The sequence below is a fragment of the Kitasatospora sp. NPDC101447 genome (assembly GCF_044767225.1).
Classification (GTDB): Bacteria; Actinomycetota; Actinomycetes; order Streptomycetales; family Streptomycetaceae; genus Kitasatospora.
This window is the reverse complement of the sequence record NZ_JBIWNL010000002.1, coordinates 103,163-119,420: the sequence shown is the minus strand read 5'-3', so window position 1 is coordinate 119,420 and position 16,258 is coordinate 103,163. Positions and strand designations below refer to the sequence as shown.

The window sequence follows — 16,258 nt, the reverse complement described above, 5'->3', positions numbered from 1 at the left end:
GATGCTGGCGTGGCGCCGGGGCACGGGCGAGGGGCGGCTGCGCGGCCGGGCTCAGACGGACTGCTCGGTGGTCTTCGCCCGGCGCCAGGGGTGGAGCAGGCTGGCGCCGAGCTCGCCGGTCGTGGGGAACGCCGCGGGATCGGTGAGGCCGACGGTGGTGGGCACGCGGCCGGGCCGCCAGGTGAAGCTCCCGAACACGTGGTCCCACAGCGAGAGGTCGGAGGAGTAGTGGCCGGCTTCGGCGAGGTCGGTGCTGTGGTGCAGGCGGTGGAGTTCCGGTCCGGCCAGGACGTGGCCGAGCGGGCCGAGGTGGACGTCGATGTTCGCGTGGACGAAATACCCCTGCGCCAGAACGAATATTCCGACCACGAACACTGAATCCGCGGAGAATCCGATCAGAGCCAATGAGAGTTGGACGACGGACTGTGCGAAGAAGACGTCCAGGAAATGATTCACGCCGTTGTTCGCGACGTTCACCTTCTCCGGGACGTGGTGCACGCCGTGCAGCCGCCAGAGCCACCGGTTGTGGTGCGACCAGCGGTGCACGAGGTAGTCACCGAGCGAGCCGACCAGCAGCGCGAGTGGGATCTCCACCGCGAAGGGGAGCGCCGGGTGCGCCGGGCCGAGCAGCTCGACCAGCGCGGTCACCACGCCCTGGGCCAGCGCACCGCCGACCATGCTCAGCACGAAGTAGACGCTGTACCAGCCGAGTTCACGGCGTGTCGGGTGCCAGTCGGTCCGGTACGGGATCACCCGCTCCAGCACCGCCAGGTATCCGATGACGGCCACCAGGACGAGCGGGGAGACCCGGTCCGGCGCCCAGTGGAAGTGCAGGGTGGCGACGGCGGTGCAGAGAACGCCCAGGAGCAGGAGCGGATGGGCGAGCCGGCGTGCGGTGGTGTACAGCACGCGCCCCCCGTTCTTCGCGGACTAACGACTGGATTCGTCCACGACTCTAGCGGGAGCCGATGGTCGGGGCAGTCATTCGACGTGTTAACGCCATGAATGACCCGATCGGCGGACGATACGCGCACGAAGTTGACGCTCGAACGGCGTGAAGAGGGCGCATTTTGGCGCAGTTACGGGAGTTGCCGGGGCGCGGAGCCGTCACACCGCCGGGTGAGCGCCGTCGAGCGCCCCGTCCTCGCCCGCACCCCGCGGCGCCCCGTGACGGACACCGCGCCGAACACCGCGCCGGAGGCCGCCGCTCAGGCCCGGACCAGCTCCGCCAGCCGGTGCGCGGCGCGCGGTTCGCACGCCGCCAGGCGGTCGCGCAGGCCGCGCAGCTCGTGCTCCACCAGCGCCGGAAGGGCGGCTGCGGGCGTGGCCTCCAGGGCCGGAGCGAGGAGTTCGACGGCCGCCCGTGGATCGTGCGCGCAGACCAGGCAGTCGGCCGCCCGGACGACGAACAGCAGGCGACTGGCCGGGAGTTGGGTCGGGCCGAGCAGGCCCAGGGCGGTCTCGGTGGCGCTCAGCGCCCGGCGGGCCAGCCGGGGGTCGTCCCCCGCCGCCGCGAGGTCGCGCAGCGCGGCGGCCGCCGCGGACTCGACCCGCATCCGCATCGAGGCGATGGAGAGCCAGGGCACGTCGGCCTCGTCCTCGACCCCGACGTGGTCCAGGTGGGACCGGGCCAGGCCGATCTGCCGCACGGTCTCCCGGACGTCGCCGGTCAGCGCGTGCGCGCGGGCCCGGCTGATCCGGCCCATCGCACCGGCCCAGGGCAGGCCGGGGGCGACCCGGTCGATCTCCCGGGCGTAGCCGAGCGCGGCCTCCGGGTCACCGTCCAGCCGGGCCAGGATGCTCAGGTCGCTGAGCGTGCCGACCTGGGTGGCCTGGTCCCCGGCGAGCCCGGCCCAGGTGAGCGCGCGGTCGTAGCAGGCCATCGCGGTGGCGTTGCGGCCGTCCTGCATGCGCAGCGCGCCGGCCGCGTGGGCGTGCTCGGCGGCCAGCCGGGCGAGCGGACGGCGCTGCGCGGCGGGTGCGGCGGCGAGCCTGGCGAGCACGGCGTGCAGGGTGCGCTCGACGGCGGCGGCCAGGCCCGGCCGGTCGCCGGTCTCGCCGGAGCGCAGGCGGGCGGCGAGCAGTCCGGTCAGGGCGTGCGCGGTCGCGGCGTCCAGCGGCGGGCCGGCGGCCGGGCCGGCGGCTGTCCCGGTGGGCGTCCCGGTGGGCGTCCAGGTTGCGCAGAACTCGGCGTGCAGACCGGCGAGTTCGGCGGCCGCGGGGACGTCGCAGCCCTCGGCGCCGTGCAGCGGGCAGAGCAGGCCGTAGTCGGGCAGCCGCGCCGGGGCGGGGGCGGCGGGCGGCGGACCGGCGGGGGCGACGCCCGGCAGCGGGGGCCGCAGCAGCGCGGGCGAGAAGACGTCGACGCCGCACAGCTCGGCGGTCTCGGCGCGCAGACAGGCGGCGCTCACCTCGCCTCCCGCGCCCAGGAGTCGGTCGATCCGGTCGGCGACCCTGGGGGTGACCCGGCGGGCGCCGTGCTCGATCTTGCTGACGGCGGTGTGGTCGTAGCCGATCCCGGCGCCGAGCTGTGCCTGGGTGAGGCCGGCCCGGCGCCGCCAGTGCCGCAGCCGGGCACCGAACTCCCGCCAGGCGCCCCGGCCCTGGCCGGTCGGCGGTGCCGGAACGCCCGTCGCTGGGGCCACGCGGTTCCGCTCCACGGCTGCCTCCCCGGGGTGCGTCCTCGGCCCCGGCCGATCGCGGGGCCCGCCGACGATTCCAGTGGTTCCGACGACTCCGACGACCAGGACGGTACTCGATGGCCGCCCGCCCCGTACATGACGTGGTCTCAACCACTGGGAGGAAAGCCCAGCTTGACGCAAAGCAGAGCCGCGGACTTGACGGAATTTGCCAACCCCTTGCATCGCCCGCACCAGCCATTGACCCGAGCATGACGCCATGTGAGGGTTCGGGCACCCGAGCGCGGACGGCCCGCACGGCCCTCCCCCTGCCCCGGCCTGCGGTGCGCCACCAGCCGTTGCCGTCCGCGGTCGAGGACCCCCACATGCGAGGAGCCTCGATGCAACGCAGAGTTTCCACCGGTCGGTTGCTCACCACGGCGACCACCCTGACCGTCCTGGCCGGCCTGATCGCCGCCACCGCGGGGCCGGCCACCGCCGCGCCCACCCCCTCCCCGGCACCGCCGAACGCCCTGGCCGCCGCCGTCAACGCGGCCGACGCCGCGGCCGCGGCCGGATTGGACGCACTCGCCAAGGGCCCCGGCGAGACCTACGAGCGCCGGGCCGTCACCCCCTGGGTCGGCGGCCTCTACTCCGTCTCCTACGAACGCAGTTACCGCGGCCTGCCGGTGGTCGGCGGCGACGCGGTGGTGCTCGCCGACGGGCAGGGCAAGGTCCGCGGCCTGCAGTCCGCGGCCCCCGGCCCGATCGGCGGCTCCGTCACCCCGCAGATCGACGCCGAACGGGCCGAGCGGACCGCCCGCGCCGAACTGCCCGCGGTGGACGCGGTGGAGTCGAACCGGCTGGTCGTCCGGGTCAAGGACGGCAACGCCGGCCGGCTCGCCTGGGAGACCGTGCTGAGCGGCCGCAACGGCAACGCCCCGAGCCGGCTGCACGTCTTCGTCGACGCGGCGACCGGCGAGGTCGTCGACCGCTACGACGACGTCCACGCCGGCACCGTCAACAGCAAGTGGAACGGCCCGGCACCGGTCACCATCAGCACCACCGGATCCGGCGGCTCGTACTCGCTGCGCGACCCGAACCGGCCGGGCCTGAGCTGTTCCGACTACAGCACCGGCCAGGTCTTCTCCAAGTCCACCGACTCCTGGGGCACCGGCAGCCCGACCAGCAAGGAGACCGGCTGCGGCGACGCCATGTTCGCGGCCCAGAAGGAATGGGACATGCTCCGCGACTGGCTGGGTCGCAACGGGCACAACGGAAACGGCGGCAGCTGGCCGGTGAAGGTCGGCCTCAACGACGTCAACGCCTACTGGGACGGCAGCACGATATCCATCGGCCACAGCCAGGCCAACGAGTGGATCGCCTCGATCGACGTGGTCGGCCACGAGTTCGGCCACGGCATCGACCAGTACACCCCGGGCGGCGCCAACAACGAGGCCGGGCTCGGCGAGTCCACCGGCGACATCATGGGCGCGCTCACCGAGGCCTACGCCAACGAGCCCGCGCCGTACGACAACCCGGACTACACCGTCGGCGAGATGATCAACCTGGTCGGCAGCGGGCCGATCCGCAACATGTACAACCCCTCGCTGGTGAGCAACAACCCCAACTGCTACTCCTCCTCCATCCCGAACACCGAGGAGCACGCGGCGGCCGGCCCGCTGAACCACTGGTTCTACCTGCTGGCCGAGGGCTCCAACCCGGGCGGCGGCAAGCCCACCAGCCCGACCTGCAACAACTCCTCGGTCACCGGCATCGGCATCAAGGACGCCGGGCGGGTCTTCTACGGCGGCATGCTGCTCAAGACCAGCGGCATGACGTACAAGCGCTACCGCACCGCCACCCTGACCGCGGCGAAGAACCTGGACCCGTCCTGCACCTTCTTCACCCGGGCCAAGGCCGCCTGGGACGCGATCAGCGTGCCCGCGCAGAGCGGTGACCCGACCTGCACGCCGTCCGGGAACAACGACTTCTCGCTGTCGCTCGGCCCGGCGTCCGGCTCCGTCCAGCCCGGCTCCTCGACCACGGCGACGGTCGGCACCACCCTCACCTCGGGCACCGCGCAGTCCGTCGACCTGAGCGTCTCCGGCGCCCCGGCCGGGGTCACCGCGACGGTCAGCCCGTCGTCCGTGCAGACCGGTGCGTCCGCGACGCTGACCCTGGCGGCCTCCGCGGGCGCCCCGGCCGGGACGTACGTGATCACCGTGACCGGCACCGCCGGAGCGGCCACCCACACCGCCCAGTACACCCTGACCGTCGGCGGCGGGGGCAACCCCGGCGGGCCCGCGCCCGACATCGACGTCGCCAAGGTCCAGGCCCACCTGGCACAGCTGAACGGCATCGCCAACCAGAACGGCGGCAACCGCCGGGCGGGCACCGCCGGGCACAGCCAGTCGGTGGCGTACCTCAAGGGCAAGCTGCAGGCCGCCGGCTACACCGTCAGCGAGCAGACCTGCACCTCCTGCACCTACCAGTCCAACAACCTGATCGCCGACTGGCCGGGCGGCCCGGCCGACCAGGTCACCATGTTCGGCGCCCACCTGGACAGCGTCGGCGCCGGCCCCGGCATCAACGACAACGGCTCCGGCTCGGCCACCCTGCTGGAGAACGCGCTCGTGCTGGCCCAGCAGAACCCGACACTGACCCGGCACGTCCGGTTCGCCTGGTGGACCGGCGAGGAACAGGGCCTGCAGGGCTCGCAGTTCTACGTCGGCCAGCTGGGTTCCACGCAGCGCTCCGCGATCAAGGCGTACTACAACTTCGACATGGTCGGCTCACCCAACGCCGGCTACTTCGTCAACAACATCTCCTCCGCGGCCTCCGCCCCGATGAAGGCCTACTGGGACTCGCTCAACCTGCAGCCGGAGGAGAACGTCGAGGGCCAGGGCCGCTCGGACGACTACTCCTTCCAGCAGGCCGGCATCCCGACCTCGGGCTACGCGGCCGGCGCCAGCGACACCAAGACCTCGGCGCAGGCCGCCAAGTGGGGCGGCACGGCGGGCCGTTCCTACGACTCCTGCTACCACCAGTCCTGCGACACCACCGGCAACGTCGACGCCACCGTGCTCAATCGCAGCGCCGACGGCGTGGCCTACACCATCTGGAAGACCTCCGTCGGCGGCAGCACGCCCGCCAACGACTTCTCCGTCTCGGTGAACCCGGCCACCGCCACCGTCAACCCCGGGGACACCGCCACGGCGACGGTCAGCACGGCGACCACCTCCGGCACGGCCCAGACGGTCAACCTGACCGCCTCGGGCGCCCCGGCCGGCGTCACGGTCACCTTCAGCCCGTCCTCGGTGCAGTCCGGCGGCTCCGCCACCGTCACCGTCGCGACCTCCGCCGCCACCCCGGCCGGCACCTACGCCATCACCCTCACCGGGACCGGCTCCGCCACCCACAGCACCGGCTTCTCCCTGGTCGTGGGCAACGGGAACCCGAACCCCGGCGGCACCTGGACGCCCGGCACCACCTACCGGGCGGGCGACGTGGTGACCTACAGCGGAGTGAGCTACCGCTGCGTCCAGGGCCACACCGCCCAGGTCGGCTGGGAGCCGCCGATCGTCCCGGCCCTGTGGCAGCCGGTGTGACCGGGGCGCCCTGACACCATCCGCAAGCAGCTGCGCCGCGGGCCGTCGAGGGGGACGGACCGCGGCGCAGCCGTGCGCCGGGGCGGGCGGTCATCCGGGCGGGCGTGTGCCGGGGCGGGCGGTCACCCGGGGTGGAAGGCGACCCGGACGGTGGAGTCGAAGGGGAGGATCAGCCCGTTGCCCGTCTCCCAGGTCCAGTCGCGCGGGACGAGGAACATCCGGCCGCCGGAGTGGGCCAGCAGCCGAAGGCCCTCGTAGCGGTACCGGAACCGCGCGCCCTGCTCGACATCGGGCAGCACCGTCTCCCGCACCCCCGCCCACCCCAGGTGGAGCCGCTCCGAGGTGTCCAGGACGACCGCCGGACGCCGGTAGAGGTGGTGGGCGAGCTGCTCGGCGTCGGCCGTCCCCTTCTGCTGGGCGTAGCCGCCGACCGCCCAGTACGAGCAGAGCACGACGAGCGCCACGCTGATGCCCAGCGCCGCGCGCTCCCCGGTCAGCGGGTAGGCCGCGCCGGTGCTCCGCACGTACATCAGCCGGGCCAGCACCGCGAGCAGCAGCGCGCCCCCGAGCAGCAGCGGGGTGCCCATCGGGCCGGCGTCGACCACCTCGAACCCGGCCAGGAAGCCGAGCACCAGCAGCGGCAGCGTCAGCGCGGTGACGGCCAGGCAGATCCACCGGACGGTCCGGGCGCCGCCCGTACCACCCCCGACCGCCCTGGTCGCGAGGTGGTAGCCCAGCGCGCCGACCAGCGCCCCGCACAGCGCCACCCCGGCCGGGACGTACAGCGCGGGCGAGCTGCGCAGCAGCAGGTCCTGGGTGGCGAAGCCGATCGTGCCGGCGTCGATGCCGAAGTAGCTGTAGAGCGAGCTGGTGTACGCGTAGCCGAAGAAGAAGAGGAGCGCGGTGAGGAGGGTGGTCGGGGCGACCCAGGTCGCGAGCTTGGCGATCCAGTCGGTCCAGGGCCGCACGGGCGGCTGCCGCGGCTCGTCCCGGGGCGCGCCCGGGGGCCCAGGCGGGGGCTCCTCCTCGGCAGCGCTCAGGAGTTGCTCCCGGCGCCCGACGAGGTGCCGCCGTACGGGCTCACCCCGCCGTCGGGGGTCTTGCCGCCCGGGGAGGTGGTGGTGCCCTGGTCGGGGGAGGTGTTCTGCACGCTTCCCGCGGCCGTGATCCGCTTGCTGGAGCCGCCGACCGTGACGGTGAGGCAGATCGTGCGCTCCTTCGTGCCCGGCTTCCCGTTCGGGAGGGTGAACTCCACCTGCTCGCCCACGCCGTCGGTCACCTTGACCTGCTGCGAGCCGGGGTTGACCGCGTACGCCGAACTGCCGCAGTCGGCGACCTTGCTGACGGTGGCGTCGAAGCTGGTACTCGACGTGAAGTGCAGCGTGATGAGGGCGGTGTTGTCGGAGCCCTGGACGTTCGCCGACGGCTCGCCGGCGGTCCTGAACCCGCCCTGGTTCCCGGTGTCCTGGGTCCGCTGGTCGTCGGTCCGCCCGTCGTCGGTCTGCCCGTTCCCGCTCTGCCCGGCGCCGCTCTGGCCGCTGTCGCTCCGCTGACCCGAGGCGGAGTCTCCGCCGCCGCCTCCGCAGGCCGCCAGGGCCGGTACGAGCAGGGCGGCGGCCAGCCACCGGGCGGTCCGGCCGGTCCGGCCGCTTCCGAGGTGCCGGGTCCCGGGCATGCGTTCTCCCATCCGCGCAGCGAGCGGGGCCGGTCGGCCCCGCCGCACGGTACCCGTTCGCATACGGCTGGCCGGGCCGCCGTGCCGGCCCCGGCCCGGACCGCCACCCGGTCGGCGCAGCCCGGCCGCACCCCGGCCTGGCATAGAGTCGCAGCGGACGCACCGTCAGCACAGCGGAAGGACACCACCCGTGAGCACGGACACCCGCCCGGTACCGGAGCTGGCCCCGGAGGCCGTCGAGCAGTGGCGGGCCGAGGAGGCCGAACTCGTCGAACTGTTGGCCCGGGCGCAGCGCGGCGTCGGCGGCCTCGCCGCGGTGCGGCTCGGCCCGACGCCGACCGTCCTGGTCACCGACCCGGCGGCGGTGCAGCACGTCCTGGGCCGCCACCCGGACCGCTACGTCAAGCGCTCGCACCGCGCCCGGATGCTCGTCGGGGACGGCGTGCTGTCCGCCACCGGGGACGCCTGGAAGCGCCAACGACGGCTGCTGCAGTCCCAGTTCACCGGCACCGGAATGCGCACGTACGAGCGGCGGATCGCCGCCGCGGCCCACCGCACCGCCGAGCGCTGGGCGGGCTACCGGCGCAGCGGGGAGACCTTCGACGTCGGCGAGGAGATGCGCCGCTTCGCCCTGGACACCGTCTGGCGGGCGCTCACCGGGCTGCCGCTGGACGACCGGACGGACCACGAACTCCGTTCGGTGGAACGGGTGGTGGCCGCCATGCCGAAGCTTCCGACCAACGCGGCGGACGCCCGGGACGCGGTCGCCGAGGACCTGGCCCGGGTCGACGCCGTCGCGCACGCGGCGATCGACGCGGCGCGCTCGGCCGGCCCGCTGGAGGAACCGGGCGTGCTCCGGGTGCTGCTGGACGCGGGCGACCGCTTCCCGGAGTACACCGACACCCTGATCCGCGACGAGCTCGTCACCCTGCTCGTCGCCGGGCACGAGACCACCGCCACCACGCTGACCTGGCTCTTCCTGCTCCTCGACGACCACCCCGGGGCCCGGACGGCCGACCCGCAGGCACTGGTGAGCGAGACACTGCGGCTCTACCCCTCCGCCTGGCTGCTCCCCCGGCACGCCGTCGAGGACGACGTCGTCGCCGGCCACCGCATCGCCGCCGGCACGGACGTGCTGGTCTGCCCGTACCTCACCCACCGCGACCCGGCCCTGTGGCCCGACCCCGAGCGGTTCGACCCGGCCCGCTTCGCCCCGGGCGCGGAACGCCCCGGCCAGCTCGGCGCCTACTTCCCCTTCGGCCTCGGCGCCCGCGCCTGCCTGGGCACCCAGTTCGCCCTCCGGGAGACCACGGCCCTCCTCGAACTCCTGCTGCCGATGGGCGCGGTGGAGTTCCGCGCCAAGCCGTCGGGCGCCGTCTACAGCATCACCGTGCGGCCGGACGGGCCGACGCCCGCGGTCCTGCGCTGAGCCCTCCCGCGCGGTACTCGGAAGCACGCGTGCGCGGCGGCGCTGTCACAACGGCGCCGCGGGATCCGTCGGGGAGGTGACGGCACCGCCGATCACACCGACCGCGGCGCTCCCGCCGCGCCGGCCGCTCCCGAGAGGAACACGACGATGACCACCCGCTCGATCACCACCGAGATCCCGCTGCGCCCCCGGATGGCCCAGGACCCGGTTCAGCTCGTGCCCGCACTGGCCGAGGTGTCGGCCGCGCTCTTCCGGGCCACCGGCAACCGCTCGGTGCCCCGCAGCACCATCGGCCTGGTCCAGCTGCGGGCGGGCCAGATCGCCGCCAACACCTATCTGACCGTCCTGCACACCGGCTTCCTCCGCAAGGCCGGCGAGAGCGAGGAGCGGATCACCTCGGTCGCCTCCTGGCAGGACTCGCCGTACTTCACCGCTCCCGAGCGGGCCGCCCTCGCCCTGGTCGAGGCCGCCCTCCGGCCCGACCCGCACGGCGAGCGAGTCTCCGACGCGCTGTACGCCGAGGTCGCCGAGCACTACGACGAGACGGCCCTGGCCACCCTGATGATCGCCATCGGCCAGGTCAACTTCTTCACCGCCGTCGCCGTGATCGCCAAGCCCGTCCCGGGCCGCGCCTTCACCGATCCCTGGGCGTAGGGCCAGGCGCCGCAGGAGGGCCTGCCGGCTGCCCGGCGGGCCCTCCTGCTGTCGACCGATCGCCCTGCCCCGCATAGGCTGGTCCGCGCTCGAACGGATCGCCGGACGACCGGGCGGGCAGCGGGCCGGGGATTGCCGGAGGGGGCGGGCCCGTGATCAGGCAGGACACAGGGGGGACGAGACCATGCGCGAGGCGCAGGAGCCGGACGACTACGCCGGGTACACCGAGCTCGACGACGGCCACGGCCGGTTCGAGGACGCCGGGTACCGGGGCGTCGAGTTCGCGGACGAGGCGGACGAGGAGGTAGCCCCGCGCCGCTCGGGAGCGCGGCGGGCCGTGCTGGTGGCGGCGGGCGGGGTGTTCGCCGCCCTGCTGGCCGTCGGCGGGTACGGCCTCTACAACATCGTGAACGCCGTGCAGGGCGGCAACACGTCGAGCAGCGACGGCGGCGGCGCCCAGGGGCCCGACACCGCGGCGAAGGGCCCGCAGGAGCCGCCGACCGCCGACCAGGCCGCGGCGGTGGCGAAGGACTTCCTGGCGGCCTGGGGCCGCGGGGACGTGACCGCCGCCTCCGCCCTCACGGACAAGCCGGAGACCGCCCGCGCCGCACTGGCCGTGTTCCGCGAGAACGTGCCGACCCGCTCGCTCGCGCTGACCCCGACGGGCCCCGCGCCCGCCGGCACGGCGAGCGATCCGGCCGTCGGCTTCCGGGTGAAGGCCGAGTTCGAGAACACCACGGGCGCCTGGGAGTACGACAGCGCGCTCAGCGTGGTCCGCTCCCAGGAGGGCAAGGCCGTCGTGCACTGGGCGCCGACCGTGCTCCACCCGCACCTCGCCACGGGCGGCACGATCGCCGTGAAGCAGCTGCCCGACCCGGTGTCCAAGCCGGTCGACCGCAACGGCAAGCCGCTCGACGGCTTCCCGTCGCTGACCGCCGTGCTCGCCAAGATCGGGCCCGCCGACGGTGCGACCGTCGTCAACGGGCGGGCCGTGGTGCTCTCGGGCACCGGGCGGGAGCCCGAGCAGCTGTTCGTGCTGACCCCGCCGAGCGCACCGCAGGTCAAGCTGACCCTGGACGCCGGCCTCCAGCAGGTCGCCGAGGAGGCGGTCAAGCAGCAGGCGGCGGGCGGCAAGCCGGCCTCGCTGGTGGCCGTCCAGCCGAGCACCGGGAACATCCTGGCGATGGCCTACTCGCCGAGCGGCCACAACCGCGCGGTCTCGGGCGGCCAGCCGCCCGGCTCCACGATGAAGGTGATCACCTCCGCCGCCCTGCTGGAGGCCGGGGTCTCCCCGGACACCGTGGTGCCGTGCAAGGAGACCACCTTCTCGCCGCGCCCGTGGCACAACGACGAGCCGGGCAACTTCCCCTCGTACACGCTCGCGGACGACTTCAGTCACTCCTGCAACACCGGCTTCATCGACAAGGGCCTGGAGAAGCTGCAGCCGGGCACGCTCACCAAGGTGGCCCGCGACCAGTTCGGCCTCGGCCTGGAGTGGCACATCGGCATCGACAGCCGGGACGCCACCGTCCCGGTGCCGGCGAACAACGACGACGCGGCCTCCGAGTACATCGGCCAGGGCAGGATCCAGGTCAACTCGCTGGCGATGGCCTCGGTCGCCGCCACCGTGCAGAGCGGAACGTTCCGCCAGCCCGTGCTGCGGGAGGACGCCAAGCGCGCGACGGCACCCGGGAAGCTCCCCGCCGACGTCGCACGGGACCTGCGCTCGATGATGTCCAAGACCGCCACCCAGGGCACCGCCCGCGCCCCGATGTCCGGCCTGTCCGGCCAGATCGGCGCCAAGACCGGCACCGTCGAGGCCGGCGGCAGCCAGGCCACCAACAGCTGGTTCATCGCCTACCGCGGCGACCTCGCCGTCGCCGCCGAGGTCGAGGGCGGGGGCCACGGCAACAGCGCGGCCGGCGTGGCGGCCGCCCAGGTCCTGAAGGCCGGCGGCTGAGGGCCCGTCTTCAGGCCCCCGTCGTCCGCGTCGCTGCGGTCGGCGGGGGCCCACCGCTCGGGACCGGCCGGGAAACGGATCGTAAAACCGCTTGCCAAGCGCGGAGTTCGGGTGCGACCATCGGCGCCGTGATCACGAGAATCGAGTCCACCGACCGCTGGTGAGCGCGGTGCCCGGGCCCCGGTCGCCCGACACCCGAACCGGCCTGTACGACCACGCGGTACGCCTGCACCGGCAGAACCCGAACGAGCCGCTGCCCCGCGACGGAAAGCCGTACCCCGACGACGGTCGACCACGCCCCGCGGCGCCCGACGACCTGCGGACGGCGGGCCTCCCGGTCGCCCGCGTCCTGGACGCGCACTTCGCCGAGCCGTCCGCCCAACCCGGCGCACTGGCCGACGCGTTCCGCGACCTCTACGTGCCGATCCACCGCAACGCGGACATCGCCGCGGCCGCCCGCCGGTGCACCGACGCGTGGCGGGTCCGGCGGACCGGACGGTGGCTGGTGCGCCACGGCACCGACGAGGGCGCCGTCACCGTCGGGCTCGCGCTGCTCGCCGAGGCCGCCGCGCCGGACGACGGCCCGCTGATCCGGACGATCGGACTGCTGTCCGGAACCTCCGGCCCGCTCGCGGCGCACGCGCTCGAACGCCTCGACGGCGGAGCGGCGCACCTGCTCTGGCTGGCCGACCGGGTGGCGGGCTGGGGGCGGGTCTACGTCGTCGAGGCGCTCTGCCGGCTCGACGACCCGGCCACCCGCCCGTGGCTGCTGCGCCGGGCGGTCGACGGCGACTTCCTCAACGGCTACTTCGCGGGCAGGGCCGCCACGGCCGCCCGACTGCACGAGGCGCTCCCGGAGTTCGGGCAGGACCACGAACTGCTCGACCACACCGGGCGGTTGCTGCAGATCATGACGCAGAGCGCCGGCATGGGAATGACCCTGCGCCACTACCCGCACTCCGCCGCCGTCCTGGCGGCCCACGCCCGCCACGCGGGCGACCCGCCGCCCACCGTCGAGCGCTTCTGCGTGGTGGCCTCGCTGACGCTGCACCTGGCCACCGAGTCCCCCGAGTACTCCGGCTGCACCCCCGCCCAGCTCGATGCGGTCCTCGCCGCCTACCTCGCGCTCCTCGACCGCGAGGACTGGTACGCGACGGCCCGCGCCGCCCTGGCCGGGCAGAACGAGTGGCTGCGGTGGTTCGCGGACTTCAGCCGCTCCCGGCTGCGCCTGCGGGTCTTCGAGGACTGGCGGCCGGCCACCGACGAGGCCGACGGGCCGGGCTGACGGCCGTCGCCCGGCCGGCGCGGGCGGGTCGGGCGCCGCGGGCGGGTCGGGGCGGGCGGACGGGCCGGACCGCCCGCCGAACGGGTCAGACCCGCCGGACCCGCACCGCGCGGCCCTCCAGGTAGCGCTGCTCCGCCAGGCTCGCGGTGGCCCGGGCAGCGCGGCGGTAGTGCTCGTACGCCCCGGCGCGGTCGCCGGCCTTCTCCAGCAGGTGCGCCCGCACGGACAGCAGCCGGTGGTGCCCGGCCATCCGGGCGTCGGCGTCCAGGGTGGCGAGGAGGGCCAACCCGGCCTCCGGGCCCTCGACCTCGGACAGGGCGATGGCGCGGTTGAGGGTGACCACCGGATTGGGCGCGATCCGCTCCAGGATCAGGTAGAGGCCGTGCACCTGCCGCCAGTCGGTGTCCGCGGCGGTCACCGCGTCGGCGTGGGTGGCGGCGATGGCGGCCTGCAGCTGGTACGGGCCGAGCGCCGGCCCGGCCAGCGCCGACTTGACCAGCGCGGTGCCCTCGTCGATCAGCGCGCGGTCCCACGCCGTCCGGTCCTGCTCGTCCAGCGGGACGAGGTCCCCGGCCGCGGTCGTCCGGGCGCTCCGCCGGGCGTCGGTCAGCAGCATCAGCGCCAGCAGCCCGGCCACCTCGCCGTCCCCGGGCAGCTGCGCGTACACCGACCTGGTCAACCGGACGGCCTCACGGGCGAGGTCCGGGCGGTCCAGCTCGCTGCCCGAGGACGCGGTGTAGCCCTCGTTGAAGATCAGGTAGAGCACGTGCAGGACGACCCGCAGCCGCTCCTCGCGCTCGGCGCCCGCGGGCGGCGCGAACGAGCTCCCGGCGGCCCGGATCCGCTGCTTGGCCCGGCTGATCCGGGCCGCCATCGTGGCCTCCGGCACCAGGAACGCCCGGGCGATCTCGGCCGTGGTCAGCCCGCCGACCGCCCGCAGCGTCAGGGCGGTCCGGGAGGCGGCGGTCAGCGCCGGGTGGCAGCACAGGAACAGCAGCAGCAGGGTGTCGTCGGTGTCCGGCACCCCCTCCGGCACCACCTCGGCGGCCGCCGTCGCCGACTCCCGCTCCCGGCGCGCCCGGTCGCTGCGCACCTGGTCGACCAGCCGCCGGGAGGCGACCGTCACCAGCCAGCCGCGCGGGTTGGCCGGCACCCCCTCGGACGGCCACTGCACGGCGGCGGCCAGGACGGCCTCCTGCACGGCGTCCTCGCACCCCTCGAACCGGCCGTACTTCCGCACCAGCGTGCCGAGGACCTGCGGCGTGAGCCCACGCAGCAGGTCCCCGGTGTCCCCGGTGTCCCGGCGGTCCGGTCGGTCCCCGGTGTCCCGGTTGCGTTCGTCGTCCTCGTTGCCCGTAGCCGTCATGCCTCCAAGTTTCCGTCGGAGAACATCACCTGCCGCACCTCGACGCCCAGGCCCGCGATCCGGGTGTCCGGGATCCGGGCCGCCAGCTCGATCGCGCGCGCCCTGTCCTCGCAGTCGACCAGGTAGAACCCGCCCAGGAACTCCTTGGCCTCCAGGAACGGGCCGTCCGTCACCACCGGCTGCCCGTTGCGGACGGTCACCACGGCGGCCTGCGACGGGTCGACCAGCGCCTGCGTGAGGATCAGCTCGCCGGACTCCTTCACCTCCTCGATGAACCTGCCGTGCCCGGCGCCGATCGCCGCCTTCTCCTCGTCGGTCAGCGCGTCCAGCACAGCCGGGTTGATGTGCAGGCTGATCAGGAACTTCATCTCGTGACTCCCTCGGGTGTGCGGGCCCCGGCGGGGCCGCTCCGACCGGTGGTCGGAGCGGGCGCCGCCGTCTTGACGTCCTCCGCCGGAACTCTCCCACGGACTTCCCGCGATCCCGCCGCAGCGGCGCATCCGCGCCCACGCGTGCCCGTGCCCCCGGCGCCCCGGGGCGGCCAGGCGCACGCGCCGCCGGCGCCCCGGTGAACGGTCGACGAATTCTTGATCCACGACCCCAACTCCCCAGCAGGTCAACGGAAACAATCACACCGGAACCCTTGGTAGCGTGACGTCACCGCGACCTCGTGCAGGCACCTGCACCGCACCCGCGCGCCGCACCACCGTCGAGACGAGAGAGGGCACATGGCCCCCAGGACGATCCGCCGAGCCGTCATCCCCGCCGCCGGACTCGGATCCCGCCTCCTGCCGCTGACCAAGGCCACGCCGAAGGAGATGCTGCCGGTCGGCGACAAGCCGGTGATCGAACACACCGTGCGCGAGCTGATCGAGAGCGGCATCACCGACATCACCATCGTCGTCAACGGCGACAAGGGCATGATCCAGGAGCACTTCCGCCCCAACCCCGTCCTCGTCGACCAGTTGCGCCGCGACGGCAAGGCGGCCTTCGCGGACGCGGTCGAGGAGGTCGGCGAGCTGTCCCGCCGCGGCCACATCAGCTACCTCTACCAGCACGGCCCGTACGGCAACGGCACCCCGGTGCTCAACGCCGCCCGCCACCTCGGCGACGACCCCTGCCTGGTGCTGTGGCCCGACGACGTGTTCGTGGCCGAGGTCCCCCGCGCGCAGCAGCTGATCCGGGCGTACGAGCAGACGAACGCGCCGGTCCTGGCGCTGATGCCGATGGCCCCCGAGGACTCCTACCGCTACGGCGTGCCGGTGGTGAAGGAGGACCTCGGCGGCGGCTCGCTCCGGATCACCGGGCTGGTCGAGAAGCCGAAGCCGGTCGACGCGCCCTCCGCGTACGCGGCCATCGGCGGCTACGTCATCACCCCCGGCATCGTCGACGAACTGCGCGAACTCACCCGCCGCTGGCACGAGAAGCCGGAGGACGAGGTCTACCTCACCGACGCCATCAACGCCTACGCCGCCCGCCGCGCCGTCTACGGCCAGGTCATCGACGGCACCTGGTACGACACCGGCAACCCCGCCGCCTACCTCCGCGCCCAGTTCGCCGCCGCCCTCGCCAACCCCGAGTACGGCCCCGACCTGCGCAGGCTCGCCGCCGAACTCGCGCCGGCCACCGGCTGACCGCCCACGGCCGGGCGCCGGTCGGC

Annotated in this window: 12 protein-coding genes; 6 read left to right on the top strand and 6 right to left on the bottom strand. The window is 74.3% G+C overall.

Features of this window, described 5'->3' with window-relative positions:
- Nucleotides 1–51: 51 nt before the first annotated feature.
- Both ACIRST_RS03105 and ACIRST_RS03100 read right to left on the bottom strand, forming a co-directional pair.
- Nucleotides 52–909, bottom strand: a complete 858-nt coding sequence (locus ACIRST_RS03105; protein ID WP_402799541.1) for a sterol desaturase family protein — start codon at nt 907–909, stop codon at nt 52–54.
- A gap of 299 nt (nt 910–1,208) precedes the next feature.
- Nucleotides 1,209–2,645 carry a helix-turn-helix domain-containing protein gene (locus ACIRST_RS03100; protein ID WP_402799539.1) on the bottom strand — a complete coding sequence of 479 codons (1,437 nt, stop codon included), beginning with the start codon at nt 2,643–2,645 and terminating at the stop codon, nt 1,209–1,211.
- 374 nt (nt 2,646–3,019) lie between these two features.
- On the opposite strand from ACIRST_RS03100, the gene ACIRST_RS03095 reads away from it, so the two are divergent.
- Nucleotides 3,020–6,229 (top strand): M28 family peptidase, encoded by a 3,210-nt coding sequence (locus tag ACIRST_RS03095; protein WP_402799537.1) that lies wholly within the window; start codon nt 3,020–3,022, stop codon nt 6,227–6,229.
- A gap of 122 nt (nt 6,230–6,351) precedes the next feature.
- On the opposite strand, the gene ACIRST_RS03090 is transcribed toward ACIRST_RS03095, so the two are convergent.
- Both ACIRST_RS03090 and ACIRST_RS03085 read right to left on the bottom strand, forming a co-directional pair.
- Nucleotides 6,352–7,197: a hypothetical protein gene (locus tag ACIRST_RS03090; RefSeq protein ID WP_402799535.1), complete on the bottom strand. Its 846-nt coding sequence runs from the start codon at nt 7,195–7,197 to the stop codon at nt 6,352–6,354.
- Nucleotides 7,198–7,265: 68 nt separating this feature from the next.
- On the bottom strand, nt 7,266–7,904 hold the full coding sequence (locus tag ACIRST_RS03085; RefSeq protein ID WP_402799534.1) for a hypothetical protein: 639 nt from the start codon (nt 7,902–7,904) through the stop codon (nt 7,266–7,268).
- Nucleotides 7,905–8,094: 190 nt separating this feature from the next.
- On the opposite strand from ACIRST_RS03085, the gene ACIRST_RS03080 reads away from it, so the two are divergent.
- The 4 genes from ACIRST_RS03080 to ACIRST_RS03065 all read left to right on the top strand — a co-directional run bounded on the left by ACIRST_RS03080 (nt 8,095) and on the right by ACIRST_RS03065 (nt 13,232).
- A complete protein-coding gene (locus ACIRST_RS03080) occupies nt 8,095–9,333 on the top strand; it encodes a cytochrome P450 (protein WP_402799533.1) in 1,239 nt (412 codons plus the stop codon).
- 147 nt (nt 9,334–9,480) lie between these two features.
- On the top strand, nt 9,481–9,987 hold the full coding sequence (locus tag ACIRST_RS03075) for a carboxymuconolactone decarboxylase family protein (protein WP_350522000.1): 507 nt from the start codon (nt 9,481–9,483) through the stop codon (nt 9,985–9,987).
- Nucleotides 9,988–10,171: 184 nt separating this feature from the next.
- Complete coding sequence (locus ACIRST_RS03070) at nt 10,172–11,947, top strand: penicillin-binding transpeptidase domain-containing protein (RefSeq protein WP_402799531.1); 1,776 nt, start codon at nt 10,172–10,174, stop codon at nt 11,945–11,947.
- Between the two features lie 160 nt (nt 11,948–12,107).
- Entirely contained in the window at nt 12,108–13,232 is a 1,125-nt protein-coding gene (locus ACIRST_RS03065; RefSeq protein WP_402799529.1) for a hypothetical protein, read from the top strand.
- Nucleotides 13,233–13,317: 85 nt separating this feature from the next.
- Here ACIRST_RS03065 and ACIRST_RS03060 read toward each other — a convergent pair whose 3' ends face one another.
- Entirely contained in the window at nt 13,318–14,598 is a 1,281-nt protein-coding gene (locus tag ACIRST_RS03060; protein WP_402799528.1) for an RNA polymerase sigma factor, read from the bottom strand.
- The gene (locus tag ACIRST_RS03055; protein WP_350522004.1) at nt 14,595–14,966 is read right to left on the bottom strand and encodes a YciI family protein; all 372 of its coding nucleotides are present in this window, start codon (nt 14,964–14,966) and stop codon (nt 14,595–14,597) included. Before ACIRST_RS03055 ends, ACIRST_RS03060 begins: the two co-directional genes overlap by 4 nt.
- Before the next feature lie 360 nt (nt 14,967–15,326).
- On the opposite strand from ACIRST_RS03055, the gene ACIRST_RS03050 reads away from it, so the two are divergent.
- A complete protein-coding gene (locus tag ACIRST_RS03050) occupies nt 15,327–16,232 on the top strand; it encodes a UTP--glucose-1-phosphate uridylyltransferase (RefSeq protein ID WP_350522005.1) in 906 nt (301 codons plus the stop codon).
- Nucleotides 16,233–16,258: the final 26 nt, after the last annotated feature.

Coding starts and splice junctions, on each gene's coding strand:
- ACIRST_RS03095 (WP_402799537.1), top strand. CDS start 3,020: ATGCAACGCAGAGTTTCCACCGGTCGGTTGCTCACCACGGCGACCACC.
- ACIRST_RS03085 (WP_402799534.1), bottom strand. CDS start 7,904: ATGCCCGGGACCCGGCACCTCGGAAGCGGCCGGACCGGCCGGACCGCC.
- ACIRST_RS03075 (WP_350522000.1), top strand. CDS start 9,481: ATGACCACCCGCTCGATCACCACCGAGATCCCGCTGCGCCCCCGGATG.
- ACIRST_RS03070 (WP_402799531.1), top strand. CDS start 10,172: ATGCGCGAGGCGCAGGAGCCGGACGACTACGCCGGGTACACCGAGCTC.
- ACIRST_RS03060 (WP_402799528.1), bottom strand. CDS start 14,598: ATGACGGCTACGGGCAACGAGGACGACGAACGCAACCGGGACACCGGG.
- ACIRST_RS03055 (WP_350522004.1), bottom strand. CDS start 14,966: ATGAAGTTCCTGATCAGCCTGCACATCAACCCGGCTGTGCTGGACGCG.
- ACIRST_RS03050 (WP_350522005.1), top strand. CDS start 15,327: ATGGCCCCCAGGACGATCCGCCGAGCCGTCATCCCCGCCGCCGGACTC.